Origin of the sequence: Streptomyces sp. NBC_01408 (assembly GCF_026340255.1) — a bacterium.
Lineage (GTDB): Bacteria > Actinomycetota > Actinomycetes > Streptomycetales > Streptomycetaceae > Streptomyces.
The window spans coordinates 4,502,507-4,525,014 of sequence record NZ_JAPEPJ010000001.1; the positions used below are offsets into that span (position 1 = coordinate 4,502,507).

Annotated in this window: 22 protein-coding genes; 15 read left to right on the plus strand and 7 right to left on the minus strand. The window is 70.9% G+C overall.

Translation table 11 applies throughout. The features are described 5' to 3' along the window. Positions 1-159: 159 nt before the first annotated feature. The gene (locus OG447_RS20520; RefSeq protein WP_266938280.1) at positions 160-1,659 is read right to left on the minus strand and encodes an aminotransferase class I/II-fold pyridoxal phosphate-dependent enzyme; all 1,500 of its coding nucleotides are present in this window, start codon (positions 1,657-1,659) and stop codon (positions 160-162) included. A gap of 72 nt (positions 1,660-1,731) precedes the next feature. Here OG447_RS20520 and OG447_RS20525 point away from each other — a divergent pair, with 72 nt between their 5' ends. Beyond that, entirely contained in the window at positions 1,732-2,652 is a 921-nt protein-coding gene (locus OG447_RS20525; protein WP_266938281.1) for a LysR family transcriptional regulator, read from the plus strand. 125 nt (positions 2,653-2,777) lie between these two features. Beyond that, the gene (gene recQ, locus OG447_RS20530; protein WP_266938282.1) at positions 2,778-4,796 is read left to right on the plus strand and encodes a DNA helicase RecQ; all 2,019 of its coding nucleotides are present in this window, start codon (positions 2,778-2,780) and stop codon (positions 4,794-4,796) included. A gap of 76 nt (positions 4,797-4,872) precedes the next feature. Here recQ and OG447_RS20535 read toward each other — a convergent pair whose 3' ends face one another. After that, entirely contained in the window at positions 4,873-5,178 is a 306-nt protein-coding gene (locus OG447_RS20535; RefSeq protein WP_266938283.1) for a hypothetical protein, read from the minus strand. 279 nt (positions 5,179-5,457) lie between these two features. Here OG447_RS20535 and OG447_RS20540 point away from each other — a divergent pair, with 279 nt between their 5' ends. Next, complete coding sequence (locus OG447_RS20540) at positions 5,458-5,898, plus strand: DUF899 family protein (protein WP_266938284.1); 441 nt, start codon at positions 5,458-5,460, stop codon at positions 5,896-5,898. 63 nt (positions 5,899-5,961) lie between these two features. On the opposite strand, the gene OG447_RS20545 is transcribed toward OG447_RS20540, so the two are convergent. Together OG447_RS20545 and OG447_RS20550 are read right to left on the minus strand one after the other, a co-directional pair. Continuing rightward, positions 5,962-6,342: a helix-turn-helix domain-containing protein gene (locus OG447_RS20545; RefSeq protein WP_266938285.1), complete on the minus strand. Its 381-nt coding sequence runs from the start codon at positions 6,340-6,342 to the stop codon at positions 5,962-5,964. A 142-nt stretch (positions 6,343-6,484) separates the two neighbouring features. Continuing rightward, entirely contained in the window at positions 6,485-7,180 is a 696-nt protein-coding gene (locus tag OG447_RS20550; protein WP_266938286.1) for an SDR family NAD(P)-dependent oxidoreductase, read from the minus strand. 142 nt (positions 7,181-7,322) lie between these two features. On the opposite strand from OG447_RS20550, the gene OG447_RS20555 reads away from it, so the two are divergent. After that, positions 7,323-8,165 (plus strand): helix-turn-helix transcriptional regulator, encoded by an 843-nt coding sequence (locus OG447_RS20555; RefSeq protein WP_266938288.1) that lies wholly within the window; start codon positions 7,323-7,325, stop codon positions 8,163-8,165. Between the two features lie 36 nt (positions 8,166-8,201). Here OG447_RS20555 and OG447_RS20560 read toward each other — a convergent pair whose 3' ends face one another. Further along, positions 8,202-8,666, minus strand: a complete 465-nt coding sequence (locus tag OG447_RS20560; RefSeq protein WP_266938289.1) for a MarR family winged helix-turn-helix transcriptional regulator — start codon at positions 8,664-8,666, stop codon at positions 8,202-8,204. Between the two features lie 85 nt (positions 8,667-8,751). On the opposite strand from OG447_RS20560, the gene OG447_RS20565 reads away from it, so the two are divergent. After that, entirely contained in the window at positions 8,752-9,135 is a 384-nt protein-coding gene (locus OG447_RS20565) for a VOC family protein (protein ID WP_266938290.1), read from the plus strand. A gap of 100 nt (positions 9,136-9,235) precedes the next feature. Here the strand turns inward: OG447_RS20565 and OG447_RS20570 are convergent, their stop codons facing one another. Then, the gene (locus tag OG447_RS20570) at positions 9,236-10,405 is read right to left on the minus strand and encodes an agmatine/peptidylarginine deiminase (protein ID WP_266938291.1); all 1,170 of its coding nucleotides are present in this window, start codon (positions 10,403-10,405) and stop codon (positions 9,236-9,238) included. A 282-nt stretch (positions 10,406-10,687) separates the two neighbouring features. After that, the gene (locus tag OG447_RS20575; RefSeq protein ID WP_266938292.1) at positions 10,688-11,281 is read right to left on the minus strand and encodes a TetR/AcrR family transcriptional regulator; all 594 of its coding nucleotides are present in this window, start codon (positions 11,279-11,281) and stop codon (positions 10,688-10,690) included. A gap of 159 nt (positions 11,282-11,440) precedes the next feature. Here OG447_RS20575 and OG447_RS20580 point away from each other — a divergent pair, with 159 nt between their 5' ends. The 10 genes from OG447_RS20580 to OG447_RS20625 all read left to right on the plus strand — a co-directional run bounded on the left by OG447_RS20580 (position 11,441) and on the right by OG447_RS20625 (position 22,444). Beyond that, entirely contained in the window at positions 11,441-12,019 is a 579-nt protein-coding gene (locus OG447_RS20580; RefSeq protein WP_266938293.1) for a TetR/AcrR family transcriptional regulator, read from the plus strand. Positions 12,020-12,204: 185 nt separating this feature from the next. Further along, positions 12,205-12,909: an urease subunit gamma gene (gene ureA, locus OG447_RS20585; protein ID WP_266938294.1), complete on the plus strand. Its 705-nt coding sequence runs from the start codon at positions 12,205-12,207 to the stop codon at positions 12,907-12,909. Next, positions 12,906-14,654 (plus strand): urease subunit alpha, encoded by a 1,749-nt coding sequence (locus OG447_RS20590; RefSeq protein WP_266938296.1) that lies wholly within the window; start codon positions 12,906-12,908, stop codon positions 14,652-14,654. Before ureA ends, OG447_RS20590 begins: the two co-directional genes overlap by 4 nt. Positions 14,655-14,848: 194 nt before the next feature. Next, a complete protein-coding gene (locus OG447_RS20595) occupies positions 14,849-15,862 on the plus strand; it encodes an agmatine/peptidylarginine deiminase (protein ID WP_266938297.1) in 1,014 nt (337 codons plus the stop codon). Between the two features lie 79 nt (positions 15,863-15,941). Further along, positions 15,942-17,603, plus strand: a complete 1,662-nt coding sequence (locus OG447_RS20600; protein ID WP_266938298.1) for an ABC transporter substrate-binding protein — start codon at positions 15,942-15,944, stop codon at positions 17,601-17,603. Next, positions 17,600-18,559: an ABC transporter permease gene (locus tag OG447_RS20605; protein ID WP_266938299.1), complete on the plus strand. Its 960-nt coding sequence runs from the start codon at positions 17,600-17,602 to the stop codon at positions 18,557-18,559. Before OG447_RS20600 ends, OG447_RS20605 begins: the two co-directional genes overlap by 4 nt. Then, positions 18,556-19,410, plus strand: a complete 855-nt coding sequence (locus OG447_RS20610) for an ABC transporter permease (protein ID WP_266938300.1) — start codon at positions 18,556-18,558, stop codon at positions 19,408-19,410. The genes OG447_RS20605 and OG447_RS20610 overlap by 4 nt, the downstream gene beginning before the upstream one ends. After that, positions 19,407-20,393 (plus strand): ABC transporter ATP-binding protein, encoded by a 987-nt coding sequence (locus tag OG447_RS20615; protein WP_266938301.1) that lies wholly within the window; start codon positions 19,407-19,409, stop codon positions 20,391-20,393. Before OG447_RS20610 ends, OG447_RS20615 begins: the two co-directional genes overlap by 4 nt. Further along, a complete protein-coding gene (locus OG447_RS20620) occupies positions 20,386-21,186 on the plus strand; it encodes an ABC transporter ATP-binding protein (RefSeq protein WP_266938302.1) in 801 nt (266 codons plus the stop codon). The genes OG447_RS20615 and OG447_RS20620 overlap by 8 nt, the downstream gene beginning before the upstream one ends. Before the next feature lie 94 nt (positions 21,187-21,280). After that, positions 21,281-22,444 (plus strand): agmatine/peptidylarginine deiminase, encoded by a 1,164-nt coding sequence (locus OG447_RS20625; protein ID WP_266938303.1) that lies wholly within the window; start codon positions 21,281-21,283, stop codon positions 22,442-22,444. Positions 22,445-22,508 lie beyond the last annotated feature (64 nt).

Sequence of the window (22,508 nt, forward strand, 5' to 3'; positions counted from 1 at the left end):
ACCTGTCCGGCGCCCCTCGCCTGTTCGGTGCTTCGGTACGGAGGCCCGCCGCAGGGGGCGGCCCCGGCGACCCGGGGGGCGCCTGCGAGGTAGTCGCCCCGAACGCCCGGGGAGTTCCCGGGAAACCGTCGTCGAACGGGGTCGGGCCGGGGCGCGCCGTCAGGGCGCGACGACCCGCAGGTGGGAGACGGCGGGGTCGAGGGCCCCGCGTACGTGGCCGCCGGGGGCGGCGGCGGTGCGGCGCAGGAAGTCGACGGTCTCGGCGGTGACGACCTCGCCGGGCAGCACGTTGGGGATGCCGGGCGGGTACGCGGCCAGCGTGTCGGCGCTGACCCTGCCGACCGCCTGTGCCGAGGGCACCACGACGGCCGGGCTGAGGAACGCTGCGCGGGCCGTGAGCCGTGCGGGGCCCGGCCGCGGCAGGGACAGCGGTGCCTGCCCGGCGGCGTCGGCGGCGGAGCCGGTGAGGGGGGACGGCAGGCAGTGCAGGGCTTCGAGGAAGCGGTCGGTGTCCGGCGCCGCCCCGGCGCCGATCACGGCCACGATCGCCGAGTCGGTGGCGACCTCCACCATGATCTGGTGGTCGCGGGAGAGCAGCCGCCTGGCCTCATGCCCCGTGATGCCGCCGACCCGGGTGTCGACGGCGATCCGCAGCGGATCGGCGGCGGTGATGTCGGGGAAGCCGTGGAAACGGTCGCTGACCACCTGGTAGCGGCCCAGCGCGCGGACGACGCCCCGTACCTTGTCCGCAGCCTCGACCGAGCCGGTGATCCGGTCGGTGCCCGCGACGAGAGCCCGGCGGGCGATGTCCAGGGAGGCGGTCAGCAAGGCGCTCGCACTGGTGGACTGCACGAGGCGGAAGGCCCGGTCCACCAGGGGTTCGAGCCGGTCCGCGAACGGCCCGTCGGCCAGGTGCAGCATCGCCGACTGCGTCAGGCTGCCGGCGAGCTTGTGCGTACTGGAGGTGACCAGGTCCGCGCCCAGTGCGAGCGCGCCCGCGGGCAGCGCGGGGTGGAAGCCGAAGTGCGAGCCCCACGCCTCGTCGACGATCAGGGGCACACCGGCGGCGTGTGCGGCGTCGGCGATGGCGCGTACGTCGGCCACCGCCCCGAAGTAGCTCGGGGAGACGATGCAGACGGCCGCGGCGTCCGGTGTCCGGCCGAGCGCCCCGGCCACGTCCTCGGCGGTCACCCCGTGCGCGATGCCCTGCACGGGGTCGACGGAAGGCTGGACGAAGACGGCCTCCAGGCCGGACAGCACCAGCCCGTCGACGACGCTGGAGTGCACACTGCGCTGCACGACCAGGGTGCGGCCCAGGGCGGGGGTGACCATGGAGGCGATCTGGTTGCCCTGGGAGGCGCCGTTGGTCAGGAACCAGGTGCGCCGCGCGCCCCAGGCGCGGGCGGCCAGAGCCAGCGCCTCGTCCAGCGGGCTGCCGGGGCCGAGGTCGATGCCGTCGAGCAGCGGCGGGAAGTCAAGATCCGTGACCCGGGAGCCGAAGCAGCCGGCGAGGTCCGATCCGCGGGCGGCCGCGTGGCCGGGGACGTTCAGCCTCAGCCAGTCCCGTCCCGCATGGGCCAGGAGGGCCTCGGCGTAGGGGGCGCGCAGCTGATCGAGGGCCGGCGACCGGGTCGGGGGAGGGGCGGTTCGCTTGTTCACCCAGGGAGCGTGACACCCGGCCGCATATTGAGGAACGGTGCACTTTTCTGCATCCCTCCATACTCTGTCTATATGCTTGAGGTACGCCATCTCCAGGTGCTGCGCTCCATCGCCCAAGAGGGCTCGCTCGCCGGAGCCGCCCGCGCACTGCACTACAGCCAGCCGACGATCACCCACCACCTGGCCGCCCTGGAAAGCCACTTCGGTGCCCGTCTCGTCCAGCGCGGACCCCGCGGCGCCGCGCTCACCGAGCTCGGGGAAGCCCTGCTGCCGCACGCCGAGGCCGTCCTCGAACGCCTGCGCCACGCCGAGCTGGAGGTGCGCGACCTCGCGGAGCGCGGCACGCGCACCGTCCACATCGGCACCTTCCCCACCGCGGGCGCCCTGCTGCTGGCACCCGCCGTCAAACGACTCCACCAGCAGGGCGTGCACATCTCCCTCACCGAAGGCGAACTCCCGCTGCTCCTAAGGGGACTGCGGGCCCGAGTGCTCCAGGCCGCCCTCGTCTTCTCCCAGCCCGGCGACCGACTCGACCTGGACGAAGATTTCGAGCTCCACCCCCTGCTGGCCGATCCGCTCCTCCTGGTCATGCCGGAGGACCACCCGTGCGCGGCCCTGGACCGGGTCCCCCTCACCGAGCTGCGCGACACCGCGTGGGTGGGCGCCGCCGACCCGCACGACCCCTGCGACCGGGTGCTGGCCTGGGCCTGCGCCCAACAGGGCTTCGAACCCGTCCATGCCATGCGCACCGACGACTACGCGGTCGTCCAGGGCCTGGTGGCCGCCGGCACGGGCGTGGCCCTCATCCCGCGCCTCGCCCTCGGAGCTCCCCGCTCCGACCTCGTCGTGCGCCCGCTGGCCGGGCCGGACCTCGCCCGTGAGATCAGCGTGGCCGTACTGCGCTCCACCGCGGCCGGCAGCGCCCAGGAGCTGGTCGCGGCGCTGCTGGAACAGGCCGCGCTGGTCACGGACCGCTGGGCCCGCAGCGACTGAGCGAGGTGGACCGGGAAGCCTGGGCCCGTGAGCGCGGGCGCGGGCCCGGCCGGCCAGGGCGGAGGTTGTCCACAGGTTCGGGCGGACGGAGCCGGGGTGTCGGCGGGTGCCGTTAGGCTTCGTGGATGGCCCTTCCCGACGCTTCCCCCGAGATCTCCGATGCTCTGCAGGTGCTGCACCGCGTATTCGGTTACAGCTCCTTCCGCGGCGAGCAGCAGGAGATCATCGAGCAGGTCGTCGACGGCGGCGACGCCCTCGTACTGATGCCGACCGGCGGCGGCAAGTCGCTCTGCTACCAGATCCCGGCGCTCGTCAGAGAAGGCACGGGCGTCGTGATCTCGCCGCTCATCGCGCTGATGCAGGACCAGGTGAACGCGCTCACCGCCCTCGGGGTGCGGGCCGGATTCCTCAATTCGACGCAGGACTCGTACGAGCGGCAGGCCGTCGAGCGGGCTTTCCTCGACGACGAGTTGGACCTGCTCTACCTGGCTCCCGAGCGGCTGCGCACCGAGAGCACACAGCGGCTGCTGGACCGGGGCAAGGTATCGCTCTTCGCGATCGACGAAGCCCACTGCGTCGCCCAGTGGGGCCACGACTTCCGGCCCGACTACCTCGCGCTGTCCATGCTGCACGAGCGCTGGCCGAAGGTGCCGCGGATCGCCCTGACCGCGACGGCCACCGAGGCCACCCACGCCGAGATCGTGGCGCGGCTGGGCCTGGAGGACGCCCGGCACTTCGTCGCCAGCTTCGACCGGCCCAACATCCAGTACCGCATCGCCGCGAAGAACAACCCGCTCAAGCAGCTGCTGGAGCTGATCCGGACCGAGCACGACGGGGACGCCGGAGTCGTCTACTGCCTCTCGCGGTCCTCGGTGGAGAAGACCGCGGCCTCCCTGGCGGAGCACGGCATCGACGCCGTGGCGTACCACGCCGGCATGGACGCCCGGACGCGTGCCGCGAACCAGGCGCGCTTCCTGCGGGAGGACGGGGTCGTGGTGGTGGCCACGATCGCCTTCGGCATGGGCATCGACAAGCCGGACGTGCGCTTCGTGGCACACCTCGACCTGCCGAAGTCGGTCGAGGGCTACTACCAGGAGACCGGCCGGGCCGGCCGTGACGGCGAGCCGGCCACGGCGTGGCTGGCGTACGGCCTGCAGGACGTGGTCCAGCAGCGCAAGCTCATCGAGGGCTCCGAGGGCGACGAGGCGCACCGCCGCTCCCTGGGCATGCACCTGGACGCCATGCTCGCGCTGTGCGAGACGGTCGACTGCCGCCGTGTGCGGCTGCTGGCCTACTTCGGGCAGTCGGGCGAGCCCTGCGGCAACTGCGACACCTGCCTGACACCGGGCGAGTCCTGGGACGGGACGGTCGCGGCGCAGAAACTGCTGTCCACGGTGTGGAGGCTGGCGAAGGAACGGCGCCAGAAGTTCGGCGCCGGTCAGATCATCGACATCCTTCAGGGCAAGAAGACGGCCAAGGTCATCCAGTTCGACCACGACGCCCTCTCGGTGTTCGGCGTCGGGTCGGACCTGGGCACCGCGGAGTGGCGCGGGGTCGTACGGCAGCTGCTGGCGCTGCGGCTGCTGGCGGTGGAGGGCGAGTACGGGACGCTCGTGCTGACGGACGAGAGCGGCGAGGTGCTGGGAGGGCGCCGCAGCGTCTTGATGCGCAAGGAGAAGGCGGCCGCCGCCCCGGCCCGGAAGGAGACCGGATCCCGCTCCGGGAAGGGCGCCCGGGTCCCCGTCGACCTGCCGGCCGGGGCCGAGCCGGTCTTCCTGGCCCTGCGCGCCTGGCGGGCCGCGACGGCGCGCGAGCAGGGCGTACCGGCGTACGTCGTCTTCCACGACGCGACGCTGCGGGAGATCGCGACACGCCTGCCGGCCACGGTGGAGGAGCTGGCCGCCATCGGCGGAGTCGGCGAGGCCAAGCTCACCAAGTACGGCCAGGGCGTCCTCGACACCCTGGCGGAACGCGACCCGGCCGAGGCGACCGGACCCACCGAGCCCACGGAGCCAGCCCCTGCCGCGGCGCCCACCGAGCCCGCCCGGGCCGCGGCGCCCCCGGCGCGGCCCATGGCGTCGTCCGCCGACGAGCCACCCTTCGACCTGGACGAGCTGGACCCGCCCTGGGACGACTGGGAGTAGCCGCTCCCGGCCCTCCGTCCCGCCGGTCCCGGGCCCGGCGGGACGGAAACCGGACGGGGCACGCGGCGGATCCTGGTCACTCGCGGGTCAGTGCCTGGCGCAGTTGGTCGAGGCCGGGGAGGCCCGCCAGGCCATCCGGTGTCCGGTACACCCGGCACGCCAGCCCGGACGGGCGCCCGGCCTCGGCGAACGGGTCACGTCCGCCGATCAGGAAGGTCGGCGACCCCGTGAAGCCGAGCCGTTCGGCCTCGCCCTGGCCGGTGACCACGCGCGTGGTGACCGTGACGCCGTGCAGGCCGACGTCATCGAGCGCCTGCCGCAACAGCTCGGCCGCGGGCCGGGTGTGCGGACAGTCGGGTACGACGAGGATCTCGATCTCCATGGCCCCAGCATGGCGCGTCGTCCACGGCCGGGCACCACCGGCTGTGGAGCCTCGGGGTCGCACGGCCGTTGCTCAGCCTGACCAGCTGGCCATCTCGTCCATGGGCGGACCGGACGTCTCCAGGCCGGGCAGCAGCGGTGACGGCCAGGGCGCCGTACGCGAGGAGGCCGAATCCCGCCCAGGTGAGGAGGTAGCCGCTGACGAACCCGGCGATCCGCAGGGCGCGGACAGGGCCGATGCACGGTCTGCTCCTCGATCGCGGACACCCTCGATCCCAACGTGGTCCACCTCAAGGCCCGCGACGTGACCCTGATCTGCTGCTCGCGCGCGCCGATCGACAAGCTCCTTGCCTACCGGCAGCGGATGGGCTGGAGCTTCAACTGGGTCTCCACCGTCGGCGGAGACTTCAACCGGGACCTCGGCTTCCTGAACACCGAGGAGGAGTTGAGGCCGTTCCTCGAGGGCGAGGTGCCGTCGATCGAGCGTCAGATGGCGGAGTTGTCCGGCACCGACGTGCTCGGGTACGTCACCGAGGCGCCCGGGCTGAGCTCTTACGCGCTCTCGGACGGCACCGTCTATCGGACGTACGTCACCACAGCGCGCGGCCTCGAGCCTGCCATGGCCTACTACGGCCTCCTGGACCGCGCGCCGATGGGGCGCCACGAGGACGACGAGCAGTTCTACTGGCTGCGCCGCCACGACGAGTACGGGATGAGGTGAGCGGCGAGCCGCCGAACCACTGATGCGCCGGCTCTGCCGAAGCCGAACGCCGGCGATTCTTCCTCAGGCGTCGAAGCGTTGGCGGGAGGCGTCGATGTGACCGAGATACCGGTGGGTCCAGTCGCACAGCCCGTCGATCGTCACCCGCAGGGCCTGGCCCGGCTCGGTGAGGGTGTATTCGACCCGCGGCGGTACGACGGGGTGCACCGTCCGCTCGATCAGACCGTAGCGCTCCAGCATGCGCAGGTTCTGGGTGAGCATCTTGTGGCTGATGCCCTCGATCTCGCCCCGCACCTCGCTGAAACGCAGGGTGCGTTCCCCCAGGGCCTCGATGATCAGGAGCGCCCACTTGTTGGCGACGTCCGAGAAGATCTCCCGCGCCAGGGAGTCCGCGCGCCTGAGGTCCGCGTCCTCGGGCGAGCCGCTGTACTGCTTGGTCACCATCAGGTTCCCCAGTCACCGAAGAGTGCGTTCTTCCATGTCAGCGGCCACTCTCCTACGGTTTCCGAGTAACCACAAGAGAGCGACCTCCGTGCGGCCCTCACAGCACACGGAGGCGGACAGTAAGGCCATCACCCTGGTGATTTCACCAGGCGACCGGTCCGGTCTTGTCGAAGAAGCCGCCGGTGGGGCCGTGGGCTCCGATGGAGGCCATGCGGACGATGATCTCCGCGCCCTCCTCGACGCTGTTGGTGCCCTGGTGGTCGTTGAGGTCCGTGGCGGTGTAACCGGGGTCGACGGCGTTGAAGCGGATGGCGGGGTACGCCTTGGCGTACTGCGAGGTGACCATGACCAGGGCCGTCTTGGAGGAGTTGTAGTCCAGCAGAGCCACGTGGAACTCGATGCGGCTCGGGTCGGCGGTAGCCGCCGGCGAGCCCAGGCCGCTGCCGACGTTGACGACGACCGGGGCGTCACCTGCCTCCAGGAGCGGCAGGAAGGCGTGCGTGACGCGCACGACGCCGAAGACGTTCGTGTCGTACGTGGTCCGCATGTCTGCCCCGGTGACCTCGCCGACCGGCTTGCCCGCGCCGCCGATCCCGGCGTTGTTGACCAGGACGTCGAGGCGGCCGGCGTCCTCGCGGACGAATTCCGCGGCGGCCTTGACGGAGTCCTCCTCGGTTACGTCGATCCGGACGAAGCGGGCGCCGAGCTCCGTGGCCGCCGCCTGACCGCGCCGGGCATCGCGTGCCCCGACGTAGACGGTGTGCCCGGCCTCGATCAGGCGCCGGGCCGTCTCGTATCCGAGTCCCTTGTTCGCTCCGGTGATCAGTGTGGTGGTCATGTGCTCGCTCCGGTGATCGGCGGGTCAGTGGGTCGGTGGTGCCTCCACTCTGGTCGGACCGGGGACGGACAGGCAGTGCCCGCCGTTGCCTGTGGACTGCCAGTACCAGGCTGTCCGGGCGGGGCCGCCGGATACTGGGGGAGTGAGTGAATCCAGGGAACTCGGCAGGGCATTGCGCGGCTGGCGCGACCGCGTGGCCCCCGCCGCGGTCGGACTTCCCGCCGGTGGGGTGCGGCGCGCCGCCGGACTGCGACGTGAGGAACTGGCGCAGCTCGCCTGCCTGTCGGTGGACTACGTCGTCCGCCTGGAACAAGGCCGGGCCACCTCCCCCTCCCCGCAGGTCCTGGCCGCGCTGGCGCGCGCCCTGCGGCTGTCGCCGGCCGAGCGCGAGCACCTGTACCTGCTCGCGGGCCAGGCTCCGCCGGCCCCCGGGCAGCTGTCGGCCCACCTCCCCGCAGGGGTCCGAAGGCTGATCGACCAGCTGGACGGCACACCGCTCAGCGTCTACGACGCGGCCTGGAACCTGACACTGTGGAACCCGCTGTGGGCCGCCCTGTTCGGGGACCCGTCCGCTCAGCGCGGACGTGAACGCAACATCGTCTGGCGCCACTTCAACGGCCTGCCCAGCCGGGTCAGCCACACCCCCGGGCAGGAAGCCCGGTTCGAGGCGGCCACGGTCGCCGACCTCAGAGCAGCCACCGCCCGCTACCCCGCCGATAACGGCCTGCGCTCCCTGATCAATGACCTGCGGAGCCACAGCACCGACTTCGCGCGCCTCTGGGACACCGGGATCGTGGGCGTCCACGACACCGACACCAAGACCGTCCACCACCCCGACGCCGGCACACTCACCCTCGACTGCGACGTCCTCATGGTCCCCGGCAGCGATCTGCGCATCGTCGCCTACACCGCCGCCCCCGGCACCGACACCGCCGACCGGCTGAGGCTCCTCCACGTCATCGGCACCCAGGCCATGGCCGAGTAATGGCCGAGTAGGGGCGGTCGTGGCGCTGCGGACCGTTCACTCGCCGAGGGCCTCCGCCATCCGGTCCAGGTCTTCGAGGAGGGCGTCGACGCGTTTCGGCGGGACGGCGTCGGTCATCCGCCGGTCGATGGCGTAGACGGCGGAGCGCGCCGCGGCCAGGCGCCGGTGGCCCTCCTCTGTGAGATGGGTGGGCAGGGCGCGGCCGCGTTCGGTGGTGGCCGCGCGGGTGATGAGGCCGGTGTCCTGCAGGCCGCGCAGGACGACGTTCATGGACTGCCGGGTGACGAAGGTGCCGCGGGCGAGTTCGGCGTTGGACAGCCCGGGCTGCTGGTCGAGCAGTTCGAGGCAGGCGTACTGCGGCACGGTCAGGCCGTACTCGCGCAAGGCCTTGTCCATCGCGCCGCGCAGGGCGGCGGCGGCACGCTTGAGGCGGTAGCCCAAGCGCTCGGTCACGTCGCCGGTCGGGGCGGAGGCGGAGATGGAGGTCGGCCGATCAGTCATGTCAGGAGTTTGACATAGATGGACCGGAGTGCCTAACGTCACCTATGTCAAAGTCCTGACATTGAAACGCGCCTGAGGAGCTCCCATGACCACCACCACGACCGTTTCCGTCACCGGACCGGACTTCATCTCACTGCAGGTGCGTGACGTCGACGCGGCCGCCGCCTTCTACGAGACCCACCTCGGACTGCGCCGGGCGCCGGCCTCGCCCCCCGGCGCCGTGGTGTTCAGCACCGAGCCGGTCGCATTCGCCGTCCGTGAACCCCTGCCGGGCGTGAACCTCGACGGCGTGGAACGCCCCGGCGTCGGCGTTGCCCTGTGGTTCGGGACCAGCGACGCCCAAGCCCTGCATGACCGCCTCCAGGCTGCCGGGATCCCCATCGTCAGGGAGCCGGAGGACGGCCCGTTCGGCCGGATGTTCACCTTCATCGGCCCCGAGGGCTACGCGATCACCGCCCACGGGAACTGACCGTGTGCGCGCCCCGCCGGGTATCACGACACTGGTGAGGACCAAGCCGTGCGTGTGGCCTTCCCCGCCGCCGACGGGGCTCGGAAGGTGAGTTCCGCCGTTACGCGGTGGGCCTGCCGGGCTGGTCGTGGGTGGAGCAGTGGATGCCGCCGCCGCCCGAGGCGATGGTGTCGATCTTGGCCAGCACGATGTCCCGCTTGGGGAAGTGCTCCTGCAGGATCCCGCGTGCACGGTCGTCGGCCTTCGAGTCGCCGAAGCGGGGCATGAACACGGCGTCGTTGGCGACGTAGAAGTTGGCGTACGTCGATACGAAGTCGTCGCCGTGGCCTGTGATCTTGTCCAGGTCGGGCTGCGGCAGATCGATGACCTCCAGGCGCCGTCCCCTGGCGTCGGTCGCCTTGGTGAGAACGGATTTCGCCTGGTCGGCCGAGCGGGACCAGGAGTCGGCGGGCATACCGGGGGACGCCTTGTCCAGGAGGACCACACCGGGCGCCGTGAATCGCACGAGGCTGTCCACGTGGGCGTCGGTGATGTCCTCGCCGCGCACCCCGGCCAGCCAGATCACCTTCTCGACGCCCAGGGTCTGCTTGAGTTCGGCTTCGATCTGGTCCCGGTTCTTCCCGCGGTTGCGGTTGTCGTTGACGATCGAGCTCTCCGTGATCAGGAGGGTGCCCTCGCCGTCGGTCTCGAAGGAGCCTCCCTCGGCCACGAGCGGCGCCTGGGTGCGGGGGACCCCGTACTTCTGCAGCAGGGTGCGGCCGACCTGGGCGTCGTTCTTGTGCTCCTGCTTGTTTCCCCAGCCGTTGAAGTTGAAGTCGACGCCGATCACCTTGCCGCCCTCCTCCACGAACACCGGCACGGTGTCACGGGCCCACAGGTCGTCGACCTCCACGGGGATGACCTCGACCTCGGAGCCGCACGCCTTCTGGGCCGCGGCCTGCTGATCGGGCCTGGCCATCAGCACGACGTGCTCGTACTCCGCGATCGCCCGTGCCGCACGGGCGATGTCCTCCCGAACGTAGGGCAGGTCTTCCTCCCAGACGGACTTCAGGGAGGGCCAGGACATGAACGTGCGCGTGTGGCTTTCCCACTCGGCGCCCAGCCTCCGGGCTCCGGCCGGCTTGGGGGCCTGGCCGGTGGCGGTGACGGTGGCGGAGGCCCCGGGCTGCCCGGCCCCACCGGGGCCGCACGCAGAGGCGCCGAGGGCGAGCATGCCGAAACCGGCGAACGTGCGAAGGGCCGTACGGCGGGAGGGGGGAAGTTCGGACACGGTTGACTCCGATCATGAACTGGCGGGACGAAGCTATCCGGCGGCGATGAGCATCGCGGGGACGCATGGCGCAGGGATCGCAGCCTGGGCCTGGCTGGAGCACAGGGCGTCGGTACACCGTGTGCGGGGGGCCGGACCAGCCAAAGGCGGGTGGGGCGCCATATCGCCACTCTCGCACTGACTGAAGTTTCAGTCAATTTGGATGGTGCGTTGATCTGGAAGCGGGCGCCCTGTCGGCGAGAGGCATGGGGAGGCGTGGAGCGGCATGGGTCGGCAGGGGCGTCAGTGCCGACCCGGTCGGCCCAGATGCCCCAGTTCCACTTCGACGGCTTCCAGCATGAGTTCGCGGGCGTGCGTCACGTGCAGCACGCCGCTGAGCCAGCGCATGCTGAGCCCTTCGAGCAGCGCGGTCAGCCGCTCGGCGGAGGCCGTGAGTGCGGGGGCGGGTGTCATCGGCTGTGTGCACGCGAGGAGGAAGGCGACTTCCTGGACCCAGGTCAGTCCGGCTTTGGCGAGATCTTCCCGGAGCTCGGGCTCGAAGATCGCGCTGGCGCGGAGTTCGCCCCACGCCGTGCTGTTCTCGCGCACCGCGGCCATGTCCTGGAATTCGAGCAGGAGGGACTGCTCCAAGGTCTTGCGCGGGTCGGTCGGGGATGCGTCCACGTCGTCCAGACCGCTCGTGTACCGCTCTGCCCGGTCGTTGATGAACTCCAGGGTGCGACGGAGAATGCCGGCCCGGTCCTTGAAGTGGTAGTAGACGAGCGCTGTGGACACCCCGGCTTCGGCCGCGAGCTCCTCCACTCGCAGCCCGCGGACCCCCCGCCGGGCTATGAGCCGGGCGGCCGCCTCCAAGATTGCCGTTCTGCGGTCCGTCACTGCCTGATCCCTCCTGGTGGTCTCGACGGGCATCGTCTCACATTGACTGAATCTTCAGTTAATGGGTGATCGGGCGGCCGGCTCGGCTCGGGCGGCGAGGGGAGCGTGACCCGGCGACCGATTCCGTGTGGTCAGGAGCGGCCGGGTAAGGTTCGCCGCATGGCCCGACGTACACACATCCTCGAAGCGGCCGCCCGGGTGATTGCCAGGAGCGGAGTCCGTGGCCTGCGCGTGGAGGAAGTGGCCGCCGAGGCAGGCGTATCCACCTCGCTGCTCTACTACCACTTCAAGGACCGTACCGGGCTCCTGCGGCAGACGCTCGAGTTCATCAACGACCGGGCCGAGCGCTACACCACGACCCGTGACGTGGACGCGGAACCGCTCAGCCCCCGTGAAGAACTCGCTCAGACCCTCCTCCTGGAGCTCCAGGACACCGCCGAGGTCAGGGAGAACAGTTCCGCCTGGGGCGAGCTGCGGGCGAGCGCCGTCTTCGACGAGGTGCTGCGGGAGGACCTGGCCAGGGCGACCCTGGTGTGGGTTCAGGAGGTGGCCGCTCTGCTGGGCCGGGTGGAGCCGATGGCCCCGGCGGCGGCACTGGCCGCAGCCGGTGAGCGGCTCACCGCCCTCCTGGAGGGGCTGAGCATGCGCTGGCTCAGCGGCGGACTGCAGATGGCTCACGCGCGTGCGCTGATGGAAGGCGCGATCGACGCCGAATTGGCGCGGTTGCGCCAGAAGTAGCCCCACGCCAGGGCTGCCGCCCGGCGAGGGGGTACGTGCGATTCCTGCCGTGTCGATCGTCTTGAGATCCGAGAGCTGCTCGGGCGCAGTTCCGCACATCCCATGGATTGACTGATTTTTCAGTCAGTGTCAGAGTGATCCCGCGCCGGCGTCCTGCTCACCTTCCGGAGGAAGGGAATGAACTCATGGCTCTGACCCCCACTGAGCGTGACCGACTACTGCTGTTCACCGCTGCCGAACTCGCGCGGTCCCGTCGTGCCCGAGGGCTTCGTCTGAATGTCCCGGAAGCGACCGCACTCATCGCGGACACGGTCTGCGAGGCGGCCCGTGACGGCCTGCGTCTCGCTGCCGCCGTCGCCCGCGGTCGTGCGGTGCTGGGGCCGGACGATGTGCTGCCCGGAGTGGCGGACGTGGTGACCGAGATCCAGGTCGAGGCCGTCTTCGAGGACGGTACGCGTCTGGCCGTGGTCAGCGCCCCGTTCGGAGACCGGCCCTGGGATCCCAGCGCCCCGGGTGCGGTCATCCCGGTCTCGGAGACCGTGCAAGGACCCCGTCCGTCCGCAGCCCTCACGGTGCGCAACACCGCCACGGTGCCGGTCAGCGTCACTTCCCATTTCCACTTCTTCGAGGCGAATCCCCGCCTCGGTTTCGACCGCGCCGCCGCCTACGGGATGCGTCTGGCCGTACCGGCGGGATCCTCCACACGCTTCGGGCCCGGCGAGTCCGTGGAAGTCGAGCTGGTGCCGATCGGCGGTGCTCGGATCGCGATCGGCTTCGCCGGTCTGGTGGACGGGCCGCTGGACGCGCCCGGCGCGAAGGAGGAGGCCCTGCGCCGGGCCGTCGCCGGTGGCTACCTGGGCGCCGAGGACTCACGAGGAGCACAGTCATGAGCAGGCAGACCAGGCATAGCGATCACTGCGCGCCGGGCAGCCGGCACATCGACCCGCACGAGTACGCCACTGTGCACGGTCCTCGCGCGGGCGACCGGGTCCGCCTCGGTGACTCGGGTCTCGTCGTGCGGGTGGAGTCCGATTCGCAGCTGCCCGGTGACGAGTTCCTGGCCGGCTTCGGCAAGACCGCCCGCGACGGCCTGCACCTGAAGGCCGCCGCCGTCCGCGAGACCTGTGACGTCGTCATCAGCAACGTGCTGGTCATCGACGCGGTGCTCGGCCTCCGCAAGGTCTCCGTCGGGATCCGCGAGGGCCGGATCCACGCGATCGGCCGGGCCGGCAACCCCGACACCCTCGAAGGGGTCGACGTGGTCGTCGGCACCGGGACGACCATGATCTCCGGTGAAGGTCTGATCGCGACCGCAGGTGCTGTGGACACCCATGTCCACCTGCTCTCCCCGCGGATCATGGAGGCGTCCCTCGCCTCCGGCGTGACCACGATCATCGGTCAGGAGATCGGGCCGAGCTGGGGTGTCGGCGTCAACTCCCCGTGGGCGCTGAAGCACGGGTTCAGCGCCTTCGACGCCTGGCCGGTCAACATCGGCTTCCTGGCCCGCGGTTCTTCTTCCCACGAGGCGCCGCTGGTCGAGGCGCTCGCCGAGGGCGGCGCCTCAGGCTTCAAGGTTCATGAGGACATGGGCGCGCACACCCGCGCCCTGGACACCGCCCTGCGGGTGGCTGAGGAGTACGACGTCCAGGTCGCCCTGCACAGCGACGGCCTCAACGAGTGCCTCACGGTCGAGGACACCCTGCGGGTGCTGGACGGCCGGACCATCCACGCCTTCCACATCGAGGGCTGCGGCGGCGGACACGTACCCAACGTCCTGAAGATGGCGGGCGTGCCGAACGTCATCGGCTCCTCCACCAATCCCACCCTGCCCTTCGGCCGGGACGCGGTCGCCGAGCACTACGGCATGATCGTCTCCGTCCATGCCCTCAAGCCGGACCTCCCGGGCGACGCGGCCATGGCCCGCGACCGGATCCGCGCGGGCACCATGGGCGCCGAGGACGTACTGCACGACCTGGGCGCGATCGGCATCACCTCCTCTGACGCCCAGGGCATGGGCCGCGCCGGCGAGACCATCCGCCGCACCTTCGCCATGGCCGCCAAGATGAAGGGCGAACTGGGCCCCCTGGAAGGCGACGGCGAGGGCGACGACAACGCCCGCGTCCTGCGCTACATGGCCAAGCTGACCATCAACCCCGCCATCGCCCACGGCCTGGCCCACGAGATCGGCTCCATCGAGGTCGGCAAGCTCGCCGACATCGTGCTGTGGCGCCCCCAGTTCTTCGGCGCCAAGCCACAGATGGTCCTGAAGTCCGGCTTCCCGGCCTACGGGGTCACCGGCGACCCCAACGCCGCCACCGATTCCTGCGAACCGCTGGTGCTCGGTCCGCTGTTCGGAGGCTACGGAGCCGCGCCGGCGGACCTTTCGGTGGCTTTCGTCAGCCGTGCGGCGGCCGAGGCGGGGTCGTCCGGCAGCCCTCACGACGCGATGGTGACCCGCCGCCGACGGGTCGCTGTGCGGGGCACGCGGGGGATCGGGCCCGCGGACATGGTTCACAACGCCCGCCTGGGTGAGGTGCAGGTGGACGCACGCAGTGGCCTGGTCACTCTCGACGGGACGCCCCTGCGCTCGGAGCCGGCCCAGGAGGTTTCCCTGAGCCGCCTCTACTTCCTGTGACCCGCACTCCCCAACAAGCAGCCTGACAGGAATTTCAGAATCCTGGTGGATGCGCTGCTCAAGCTCTTGACTGAATTTTCAGTCGAGTGGAAGATTCCAACCACCGCGTACCCGCCTCATGGCTGGATCTGGCCTAGCGCCGAACTGTCCGCCGTCGACCGGTACTTCTGGCGAAAAGATGAGAGAGACACGTGATGACTGCTTTCCGTATGCCTGCCGAGTGGTCCGAGCACGACGGGTGTCTGATGGCCTGGCCCACCCGCACGGACCTGTGGGGCAGCGTGCTGGACGACGTCAAGGAGGAGTACGCGAACGTCGCCCGCGCCATCGCCGGGTTCGAGCCGGTGACGATGGTCGCCCCGCCGGGCCACGGCGCCGACGCCCGCTCGTGGTGCGTACCGGAGGTCACGGTCGTGGAACTGCCGCTGGACGACTCGTGGTTCCGTGACTCCGCTCCGCTGTTCGTGCTCGACGGAGACGGTCACCGCGCGGGTGTGGACTTCCGCTTCAACGCCTGGGGCCGCAAGCACCACCCGTACGACGCCGATGACCGGGTCAGCGGACGGTTGCTGGAGCACCTCGGGGTCGAGCGCATCCACTCCGACATGATCCTGGAGGGCGGGGCGATCACCGTCGACGGTGAGGGCACGCTCATCACCACGGAGCAGTGCCTGCTGCACCCCAACCGCAACCCGGGGATGAACCGGGACGAGATCGAAGCCGAACTGAAGTCCCGGCTCGGCGTCAGCAAGGTCGTCTGGCTTCCGTACGGCGGTCTGCTGGACACGGAGACCGACGGCCACGTCGACGGTGTCTGCGCGTTCGCGGCCCCCGGCAAGGTGGTCGTCTCCCTGCCCGAGGACCCCGCGCACCCCGATTACGCCCGGATGCGGGCCAACCGCGCGGTGCTGGAGGCGACCACCGACGCCCAGGGCCGGCAGCTGGAGATCGTCGACGTCCCCCAGACCGCGTTCGCCGACGTGGCCGGCGGTGAGATCGAGGTGTCCTACCTGAACTACTACGTGGCCAACGACGGCGTCGTCGTCCCCGTGGCCGGTCTGCCCCAGGACGAGGAAGCCCTCGCCGTGATCGCGGCTGCCTACCCCGGCCGCAAGGTCGTCGGCGTGCGGGCGCTCGCGATCGCCTTCGGCGGCGGTGGCGTCCACTGCATCACCCAGCAGATACCCGCAGTGGGCGCCACCGGCTGACCGGAGACCGACCGCCCCTGACGGGCCGGCCCCGCGGTCCGTCAGCCACCCGCATCACGTACGGAAAGAGAGCGCGACGATGACCACCCCCCCGCCCCGAACCGCGAGACGTACCTGCGTTCCGCGCGGTCGGCTCGCTGCCACCACCGCGGTCCTGGCCTCCTTCGCCGTGCTCGCGGCCTGCTCCGGCCCGCCCAAGAACGCGGCGGGCCCCGTCGCCGAGGTCACCCTGTCGAAGACGACGCCAGAGGCCAAGGGCGAGATCGACTCCTTCACCTGGGCGGTCTACGCCGAGCCGCCCACGCTCGACTACACGATGGCGTTCGACTACCCGCAGAACACGATCCTCTCCAACGTCTGCGAAAGCCTCATGCGTTGGACGCCGGGGCTCACGACGGAACCCGGCCTGGCGCAGAAGGCCTCGAACCCGAACCCCACCACCTGGGTCTACGACCTCCGCCCCGGCGTGCGCTTCCACGACGGCGGCGTGATGAGCGCCGACGACGTCGTCCACAGCCTGGGCCGGCAGATGGATCCGGACAATGCCGCGGCCTGGGCCCAGAATTTCCAGAACGTCGACTCCGTGACCAAGACCGGCCCGCTCCAGGTCACCGTCAAGCTCAAGAAGCCCGACTCCCAGTTCCCCCAGTACATGGCGACCGCCGCGGGCGTGGTGGCGTCCAAGGCCGGGGTCGAGGCCGCAGGCAAGGACTACGGCACCACCGGCGGCCTCGCCTGCACCGGCCCCTTCAAGCTGGGCACCTGGACCAAGGGCCAGTCGATCGAGCTGGAGCGGTTCGACGACTACTGGGGGACCAGGGCCAAGTCCGAGAAGGCCGTCTTCCGGGTCCTGACCGACCCCTCCGCCCGCACCAACGCCCTGCTCAGCGGGGAAGCCGACGGCGGGTACCTGATCCCCACCGAGAGCTACGCCCGGCTGCGGGCCGGCGGCGTGGGCACCCTGTACTTCGGTGAGGGCCTGAGCACGGTCAACGTCAACATCACCAACATGCAGGGCCTGCTCGGCGACGTCCGTGTCCGCCGCGCGCTGTCCCTGGCCCTGGACCGTGCCGGGTTCGTCGAGGCCGGACTCGGCGGAGCCGGAACCGTCACCCACTCCCTCACCGCCCGCGCCGCCTGGGCCGCCGCCCCCGAGAGCACCCTGAAGGTCGCACTCGACGGCCTGCCGCGCCCCGACCGGGACATCGAGCAGGCCAAGGCCCTGATCAAGGAGTCCGGGGCCACCGGCAAGACCCTGACCGTGGCCACCAGCTCCATCGGCCAGGACGTATCGCTCCTCGCCACCGCCGTCCAGGCGGCCGGCACCCAGATCGGCCTGGACATCCAGCTCAAGACCATCGCTCCGAACGCGTTCACCGCGCTGTTCACCGATCCCGCGGCGCGCGAGGGCATCGACATGTTCCCGCTCACCTACTACGACTCGATCACCGACCCGCTGGACCTGCTGACGAACTTCAAGACCGGCGCCTACATGAACTTCGCCGGCTACAGCGACGAGCAGTACGACGCGCTCGTCGACCAGGCCGGAGCCGTCTACGAGACGGGGCCGCGGCTCGAGATCGAGGCCGAGCTCCAGAAGCACGCCGCCGAGCAGCTCCTGTGGATCCCGGTCGCGGAATGGCCCACCGCGCTCTTCCTCAACAAGAGGATCACCGGTGCCCCGACCACCATCTCCTACATGTACTACCCGTGGGCCGCTGATGTGGGTGCGGCCCGGTGAACTTCCTGAGATTCGCGGCGCGACGGCTGGCCGAGATGGCCGCCACCCTGTTCGCCGCCTCGTTCGTGGTCTTCGGCGCCATGTACCTGGCACCGGGCAGCCCGGCGAGCTTCCTGCTCGCGGGCCGCTCGGCGTCCCCGGAGGCCCTGGCCGCGATCAACGCCCAGTACCACTTGGACGACCCGTTCCTCGTACGGTACTTCCGCTGGCTCGGTGACGTGGTGCAGGGAGACTTCGGGCGGTCCATCACCTACCGCACCGACGTCTCCCGGCTCCTGGCCGACCGTCTGCCCAGCACCCTGATGCTGGTCGCCATGGCCCTGGTGGTGGTCGTGGTCGTCGGCCTGGTGCTCGGCTGGGTCGGCTCGGTCCGCGGCGGCGCCACCGACTCCGCCGTCCTCGTCACCACCACGTTCGCCGTCGGCACGCCTTCGTTCGTCGCGGCCGTGCTGCTCCAGGGCCTGTTCGCCGTCCAGCTCGGCTGGTTCCCCAGCAGCGGAGCGGGAGACGGCTTCGGCGACATGCTCTGGCACCTCACCCTCCCGGCCGTCGCCCTCGCGCTGTACCTGATCGGCATGCTCGCCCGGGTCACCCGCTCCGCCATGCTCGAAGCCCTCGACGGCGAACACGTCACCGTGGCGCGCAGCCGGGGCCTTGCCGAGCGTCAGGTCGTCCGCCGCCACGTGTTCCGCAACGCACTGGGCACCGTACTCACCACGAGCGGCCTCATCGTCTCGACCCTGCTGGTCTGCACGATCCTCGTGGAAACCGCCTTCAGCATCGGCGGCATCGGCCAGCTCCTCGAACTGTCCACCACGACCAAGGACTTCCCGACCGTCCAGGCCATCTCCCTGATCATCGTTGCCCTGTTCATGATCGTGAACCTCATCGTCGACCTGATGCTGCCGCTCGTCGACCCGCGGATCACCCTCGGATCGAGGAGGTCCTCCGCATGACCGCCGTCCTGACCCGCCGGCCCGGCATGTCCCGGATCCGGGCGGCCCGGTCACCGCTCTACACGATCTGCCTGGGCTTCGTCGCCCTCGTGGTGGCGGCCGCACTGCTCGCACCCTGGGTCGTCCCGTACGACCCCAACGCCATCGACCTCGGCAACGCGCTCGCCGCCCCCTCCGCCGAACATCCGCTCGGCGTGGACGCGGCCGGCCGTGACACCCTGTCCCGCCTGCTGCTCGGTGCCCGCACCTCCCTGCTGGGCCCGCTCGGCGTAGTCGCCTTCTCCACCGTCGCCGGGGTCGCCGTCGGCATGGCCGCGGCCTGGAAGGGCGGCTGGCTCGACTCCGTCCTCTCCCGCAGTACGGAACTGGTCTTCGCCTTCCCCGGCATGCTCCTGGCCATCCTGATCATCTCCGTCCACGGCGAAGGGCTGATCGCGCCGGTCATCGCACTCGCCATCGCCTACCTCCCCTACGTCAGCCGCCTCACCCGGTCCCTGGTCCTGGCCGAACGCGAGCGCCCCTACGTCAGCGCCTACCAGGTGCAGGGACACTCCTCGTCGCAGATCTGCCTGCGCCACGTCCTGCCCAACATCGCCCCCGTCGTCCTCGCCCAGTCCACCATCAACTTCGGTTACGCCCTCATGGACCTCGCGGCCCTGTCCTTCCTCGGACTCGGTGTTCCCGCGCTCACCCCCGACTGGGGCCGCATGGTCTTCGACGGCCAGACCGCGATCCAGCACGGCTACCCGCTGTCCGCGATCCTGCCCTGCGCCGTCATCGTCCTGACCGTCGTCGCCTTCAACGTGGTCGGAGAACGCTGGGCCGACCGGATAGCCAGGAGGGCTCGATGACAACGACGCACACACTCGACATCCAAGGGCTGCGGATCACCCTGCCCGGCACCGCCCGCCCCGTCCTCGACGGTGTCGACCTCACCGTCGGCACCGGCGAGACCGTCGCCCTCGTCGGCGAATCCGGCTCCGGGAAGACCCTCACCGCCCGCAGCGCACTGCGCCTGCTGCCGCCCGGGGCCACGGTCGAGGGCGCCGTCCGCGTGTGCGGCCAGGACGCCCTGACCATGAACGCCGGCCGGCTGAGCGCCCTGCGCACCAGCACGGTGGCCATGATCTTCCAGGACCCTCGGGCCGCCATCAACCCACTGCGCCGCATCGGCGACTTCCTCACCGAGTCCGTCCGGCTCACCAAGAAGACGAGTCGGGCGGACGCGACCGCCTGGGCCACCGAACTGCTGGGCGAGGTCGGCCTCGACGCCTCCGCGCTGAACAAGTACCCGAGCCAGGTCTCGGGCGGCATGCTGCAGCGCGTCATGATCGCGGCCGCCCTCATGGGCGACCCGGCCCTGCTGCTCGCCGACGAGCCCACCACGGCCCTGGACGTCACGACCCAGGCCGAGGTCATCGCCCTCCTGGCCAAAATCCGCGGACGCTTCGGCACCGGCCTGCTCTTCGTCACCCACGACCTAGATCTCGCCGCAGCCATCAGCGACCGGGTCTACGTCATGTACGCGGGGCGCATCGTCGAGAGCGGGCCGGCGGAAGCGCTCTTGGCGTACCCCCGCCACCCCTACACGGCAGCCCTGCTCGCCTCCACGCCCCGCCCGGAGGCGCCGCGGGGGAGGCTCGCCGCCATCGACGGACAGCCCCCCGACCTGCGCCAGGAACTGCACGGCTGCCCCTTCGCCCCCCGATGCCCCCTCGCCACCGAGGTGTGCGACGCGCAGGCCCCCCAGCCGCTGCCCGCACCCGGCGTACCCGGACACCGCGCGGCGTGCCACCACAGCGACCGGCTCGAAGGGAGCGCCGTCGATGCCTGACAACGTGCTGGAAGTCGCGGGTCTGCACCGCGCCTACGGAAACGTACGAGCCGTGGACGACGTGTCGTTCACCCTGCGCGAGGGCGGCTCCCTCGGCATCGTGGGCGAATCCGGATCCGGCAAGACCACCACGGCCCGGATCATCGTGGGCCTCGAACGGGCCGATGCCGGCCAGGTCCTCGTACACGGCCGCGACCGTACGGGACGCAGCCGCGGCCGCTCACAACGCCTGGCCCGCGCCCGCGCAGTGCAGATGGTCTTCCAGGACCCCTACCTCTCCCTGGACCCACGCACCAGCGTCGAGGCGGTGCTGCGCGAAACCCTGCGCCTGCACTTCCCCGGCACGGATCACGCGCGGCGCATGCGCGAACTGCTCGACCAGGTCGGCCTCGGCACCCGCGCCGCCGACGCCCTTCCCCGCCGGCTCTCCGGCGGACAGCGCCAGCGCGTCGCCATCGCCCGCGCGCTGGCCGTGGAACCGGCCGTCCTCGTCCTGGACGAAGCGGTGGCGGCCCTCGACGTGTCGGTGCAGGCACAGATCCTCAACCTGCTGGCCGACATCCGGGAACAGACAGCGATCGGCTACCTGTTCATCACGCACGACCTCGGCGTGGTCCGCTGCGTCACCGACGACGTGATCGTCATGCGCCACGGCCGGATCGTCGAGGCCGGACCCACCGCCTCGGTGCTCGCGGCACCGGAGCACCCCTACACCCGGCTGCTGCTGGAGTCCGTTCCCCGGCCCGGCTGGGACCCCGAGGGGATCGCGGCGGCGCGCCGGGCCCTGCCGTAGCGGGGGCGGCGGCCCGTTCAGGCCCCGCCGCAGTCAGTCATACCTTTCCGGCCAACCACGGTAACACCGTTGGCAGTTGACACAGGAGGCACAGATGAGCGATCCAGTAGCAGCCAGGCCGCCGGGCGGCGGAGCCCTCGGCCGACGCGGATTCCTGACGGCCGCGGCCCTCGCCGCGGCCGGCGCCACACTGGCGACGTCCGAAGGCCCGGCGCGAGCCGCGTCCCGGACCGGCCAGGTCTCGCCCGCGGGCGCCTTCGCGGTCCCCGCGGAGGACGTACCGCACACCCGCACCTGGATGGCCTGGCCGGACAGCACCACCATCTGGCGGAGCAGGCTCGGCGGCGTCCAGGCGAACATCGCGCTGATCGCCAGGACGATCGCGAAGTACGAGCCGGTCGTCATGTGCGCCAACCCCGCGAGTGCGTCCAAGGCCCGTTCGATGTGCGGGCCGACGGTCACGGTGATCACGTCCATCGCGGTCGACGACTGCTGGATGCGCGACACGGGACCCGTCTTCCGTACCAACGGGGCCGGAGGCCTGGACGCGGTCGGCCTGAACTTCAACGGCTGGGGCAACAGGCAGACCCACTCCAGGGACGAGCTCGTCGCCGAGAGGATCGCCGCCTACGCCGGAGTGCCGATCACGTACGCCGACCTGGTGGCAGAGGGCGGGGCGATCGAACAGGACGGCGCCGGGACCCTGATGGCGACCCGGAGCAGCATCATCAACAGCAACCGCAACCCCGGGATGTCGCAGACGCGGATCGAGGCCGCGATGCGCACCGCGTACGGCGCGTCCAAGGTCATCTGGTTCGACGGCGTGTACAACCAGGACATCACCGACGACCACGTCGACGCCACGTCCCGCTTCCTCGCACCGGGGCGCGCGCTGGTCCAGATGCCGATGGCGACGGACAGCGACGCGTACGCGAAGGACGCGCGCCGGCAGTACCAGATCCTGTCCACGTCCACGACCGCCGGTGGCGCCCCGATGGCGGTCACCAAGCTCCAGGGCCCGGACTACTACAAGATCCGGTCGAGCGACCCGAAGTTCGTCGCCGCCTACGTCAACTACTACGTGTGCAACGGGGCGGTGATCTCCTCCCAGTTCGGCGACGCCTCCGCCGACGCCGCGTCCAAGGCCACCCTCGTCCGGCTCTTCCCCGGCCGGACCGTCGTACAGCTGAACACCGACTACCTCGGTGCCGGAGGCGGCGGCATCCACTGCGTCACTCAGCAGCAGCCGGCCCCGTAGCGGTCGCGGCTCGGCAGCCGGTCGGCCGGCCAGGCCCTCGATCTGGCCCCGGCCGGTGTCGGTG

What these genes read in the sequence shown, in the direction of transcription:
- OG447_RS20525 (WP_266938281.1), top strand. Translation starts at nt 1,732, where the DNA reads ATGCTTGAGGTACGCCATCTCCAGGTGCTGCGCTCCATCGCCCAAGAG.
- recQ (WP_266938282.1), top strand. Translation starts at nt 2,778, where the DNA reads ATGGCCCTTCCCGACGCTTCCCCCGAGATCTCCGATGCTCTGCAGGTG.
- OG447_RS20535 (WP_266938283.1), bottom strand. Translation starts at nt 5,178, where the DNA reads ATGGAGATCGAGATCCTCGTCGTACCCGACTGTCCGCACACCCGGCCC.
- OG447_RS20545 (WP_266938285.1), bottom strand. Translation starts at nt 6,342, where the DNA reads ATGGTGACCAAGCAGTACAGCGGCTCGCCCGAGGACGCGGACCTCAGG.
- OG447_RS20550 (WP_266938286.1), bottom strand. Translation starts at nt 7,180, where the DNA reads ATGACCACCACACTGATCACCGGAGCGAACAAGGGACTCGGATACGAG.
- OG447_RS20560 (WP_266938289.1), bottom strand. Translation starts at nt 8,666, where the DNA reads ATGACTGATCGGCCGACCTCCATCTCCGCCTCCGCCCCGACCGGCGAC.
- OG447_RS20565 (WP_266938290.1), top strand. Translation starts at nt 8,752, where the DNA reads ATGACCACCACCACGACCGTTTCCGTCACCGGACCGGACTTCATCTCA.
- OG447_RS20580 (WP_266938293.1), top strand. Translation starts at nt 11,441, where the DNA reads ATGGCCCGACGTACACACATCCTCGAAGCGGCCGCCCGGGTGATTGCC.
- ureA (WP_266938294.1), top strand. Translation starts at nt 12,205, where the DNA reads ATGGCTCTGACCCCCACTGAGCGTGACCGACTACTGCTGTTCACCGCT.
- OG447_RS20590 (WP_266938296.1), top strand. Translation starts at nt 12,906, where the DNA reads ATGAGCAGGCAGACCAGGCATAGCGATCACTGCGCGCCGGGCAGCCGG.
- OG447_RS20595 (WP_266938297.1), top strand. Translation starts at nt 14,849, where the DNA reads ATGACTGCTTTCCGTATGCCTGCCGAGTGGTCCGAGCACGACGGGTGT.
- OG447_RS20600 (WP_266938298.1), top strand. Translation starts at nt 15,942, where the DNA reads ATGACCACCCCCCCGCCCCGAACCGCGAGACGTACCTGCGTTCCGCGC.
- OG447_RS20610 (WP_266938300.1), top strand. Translation starts at nt 18,556, where the DNA reads ATGACCGCCGTCCTGACCCGCCGGCCCGGCATGTCCCGGATCCGGGCG.
- OG447_RS20615 (WP_266938301.1), top strand. Translation starts at nt 19,407, where the DNA reads ATGACAACGACGCACACACTCGACATCCAAGGGCTGCGGATCACCCTG.
- OG447_RS20620 (WP_266938302.1), top strand. Translation starts at nt 20,386, where the DNA reads ATGCCTGACAACGTGCTGGAAGTCGCGGGTCTGCACCGCGCCTACGGA.
- OG447_RS20625 (WP_266938303.1), top strand. Translation starts at nt 21,281, where the DNA reads ATGAGCGATCCAGTAGCAGCCAGGCCGCCGGGCGGCGGAGCCCTCGGC.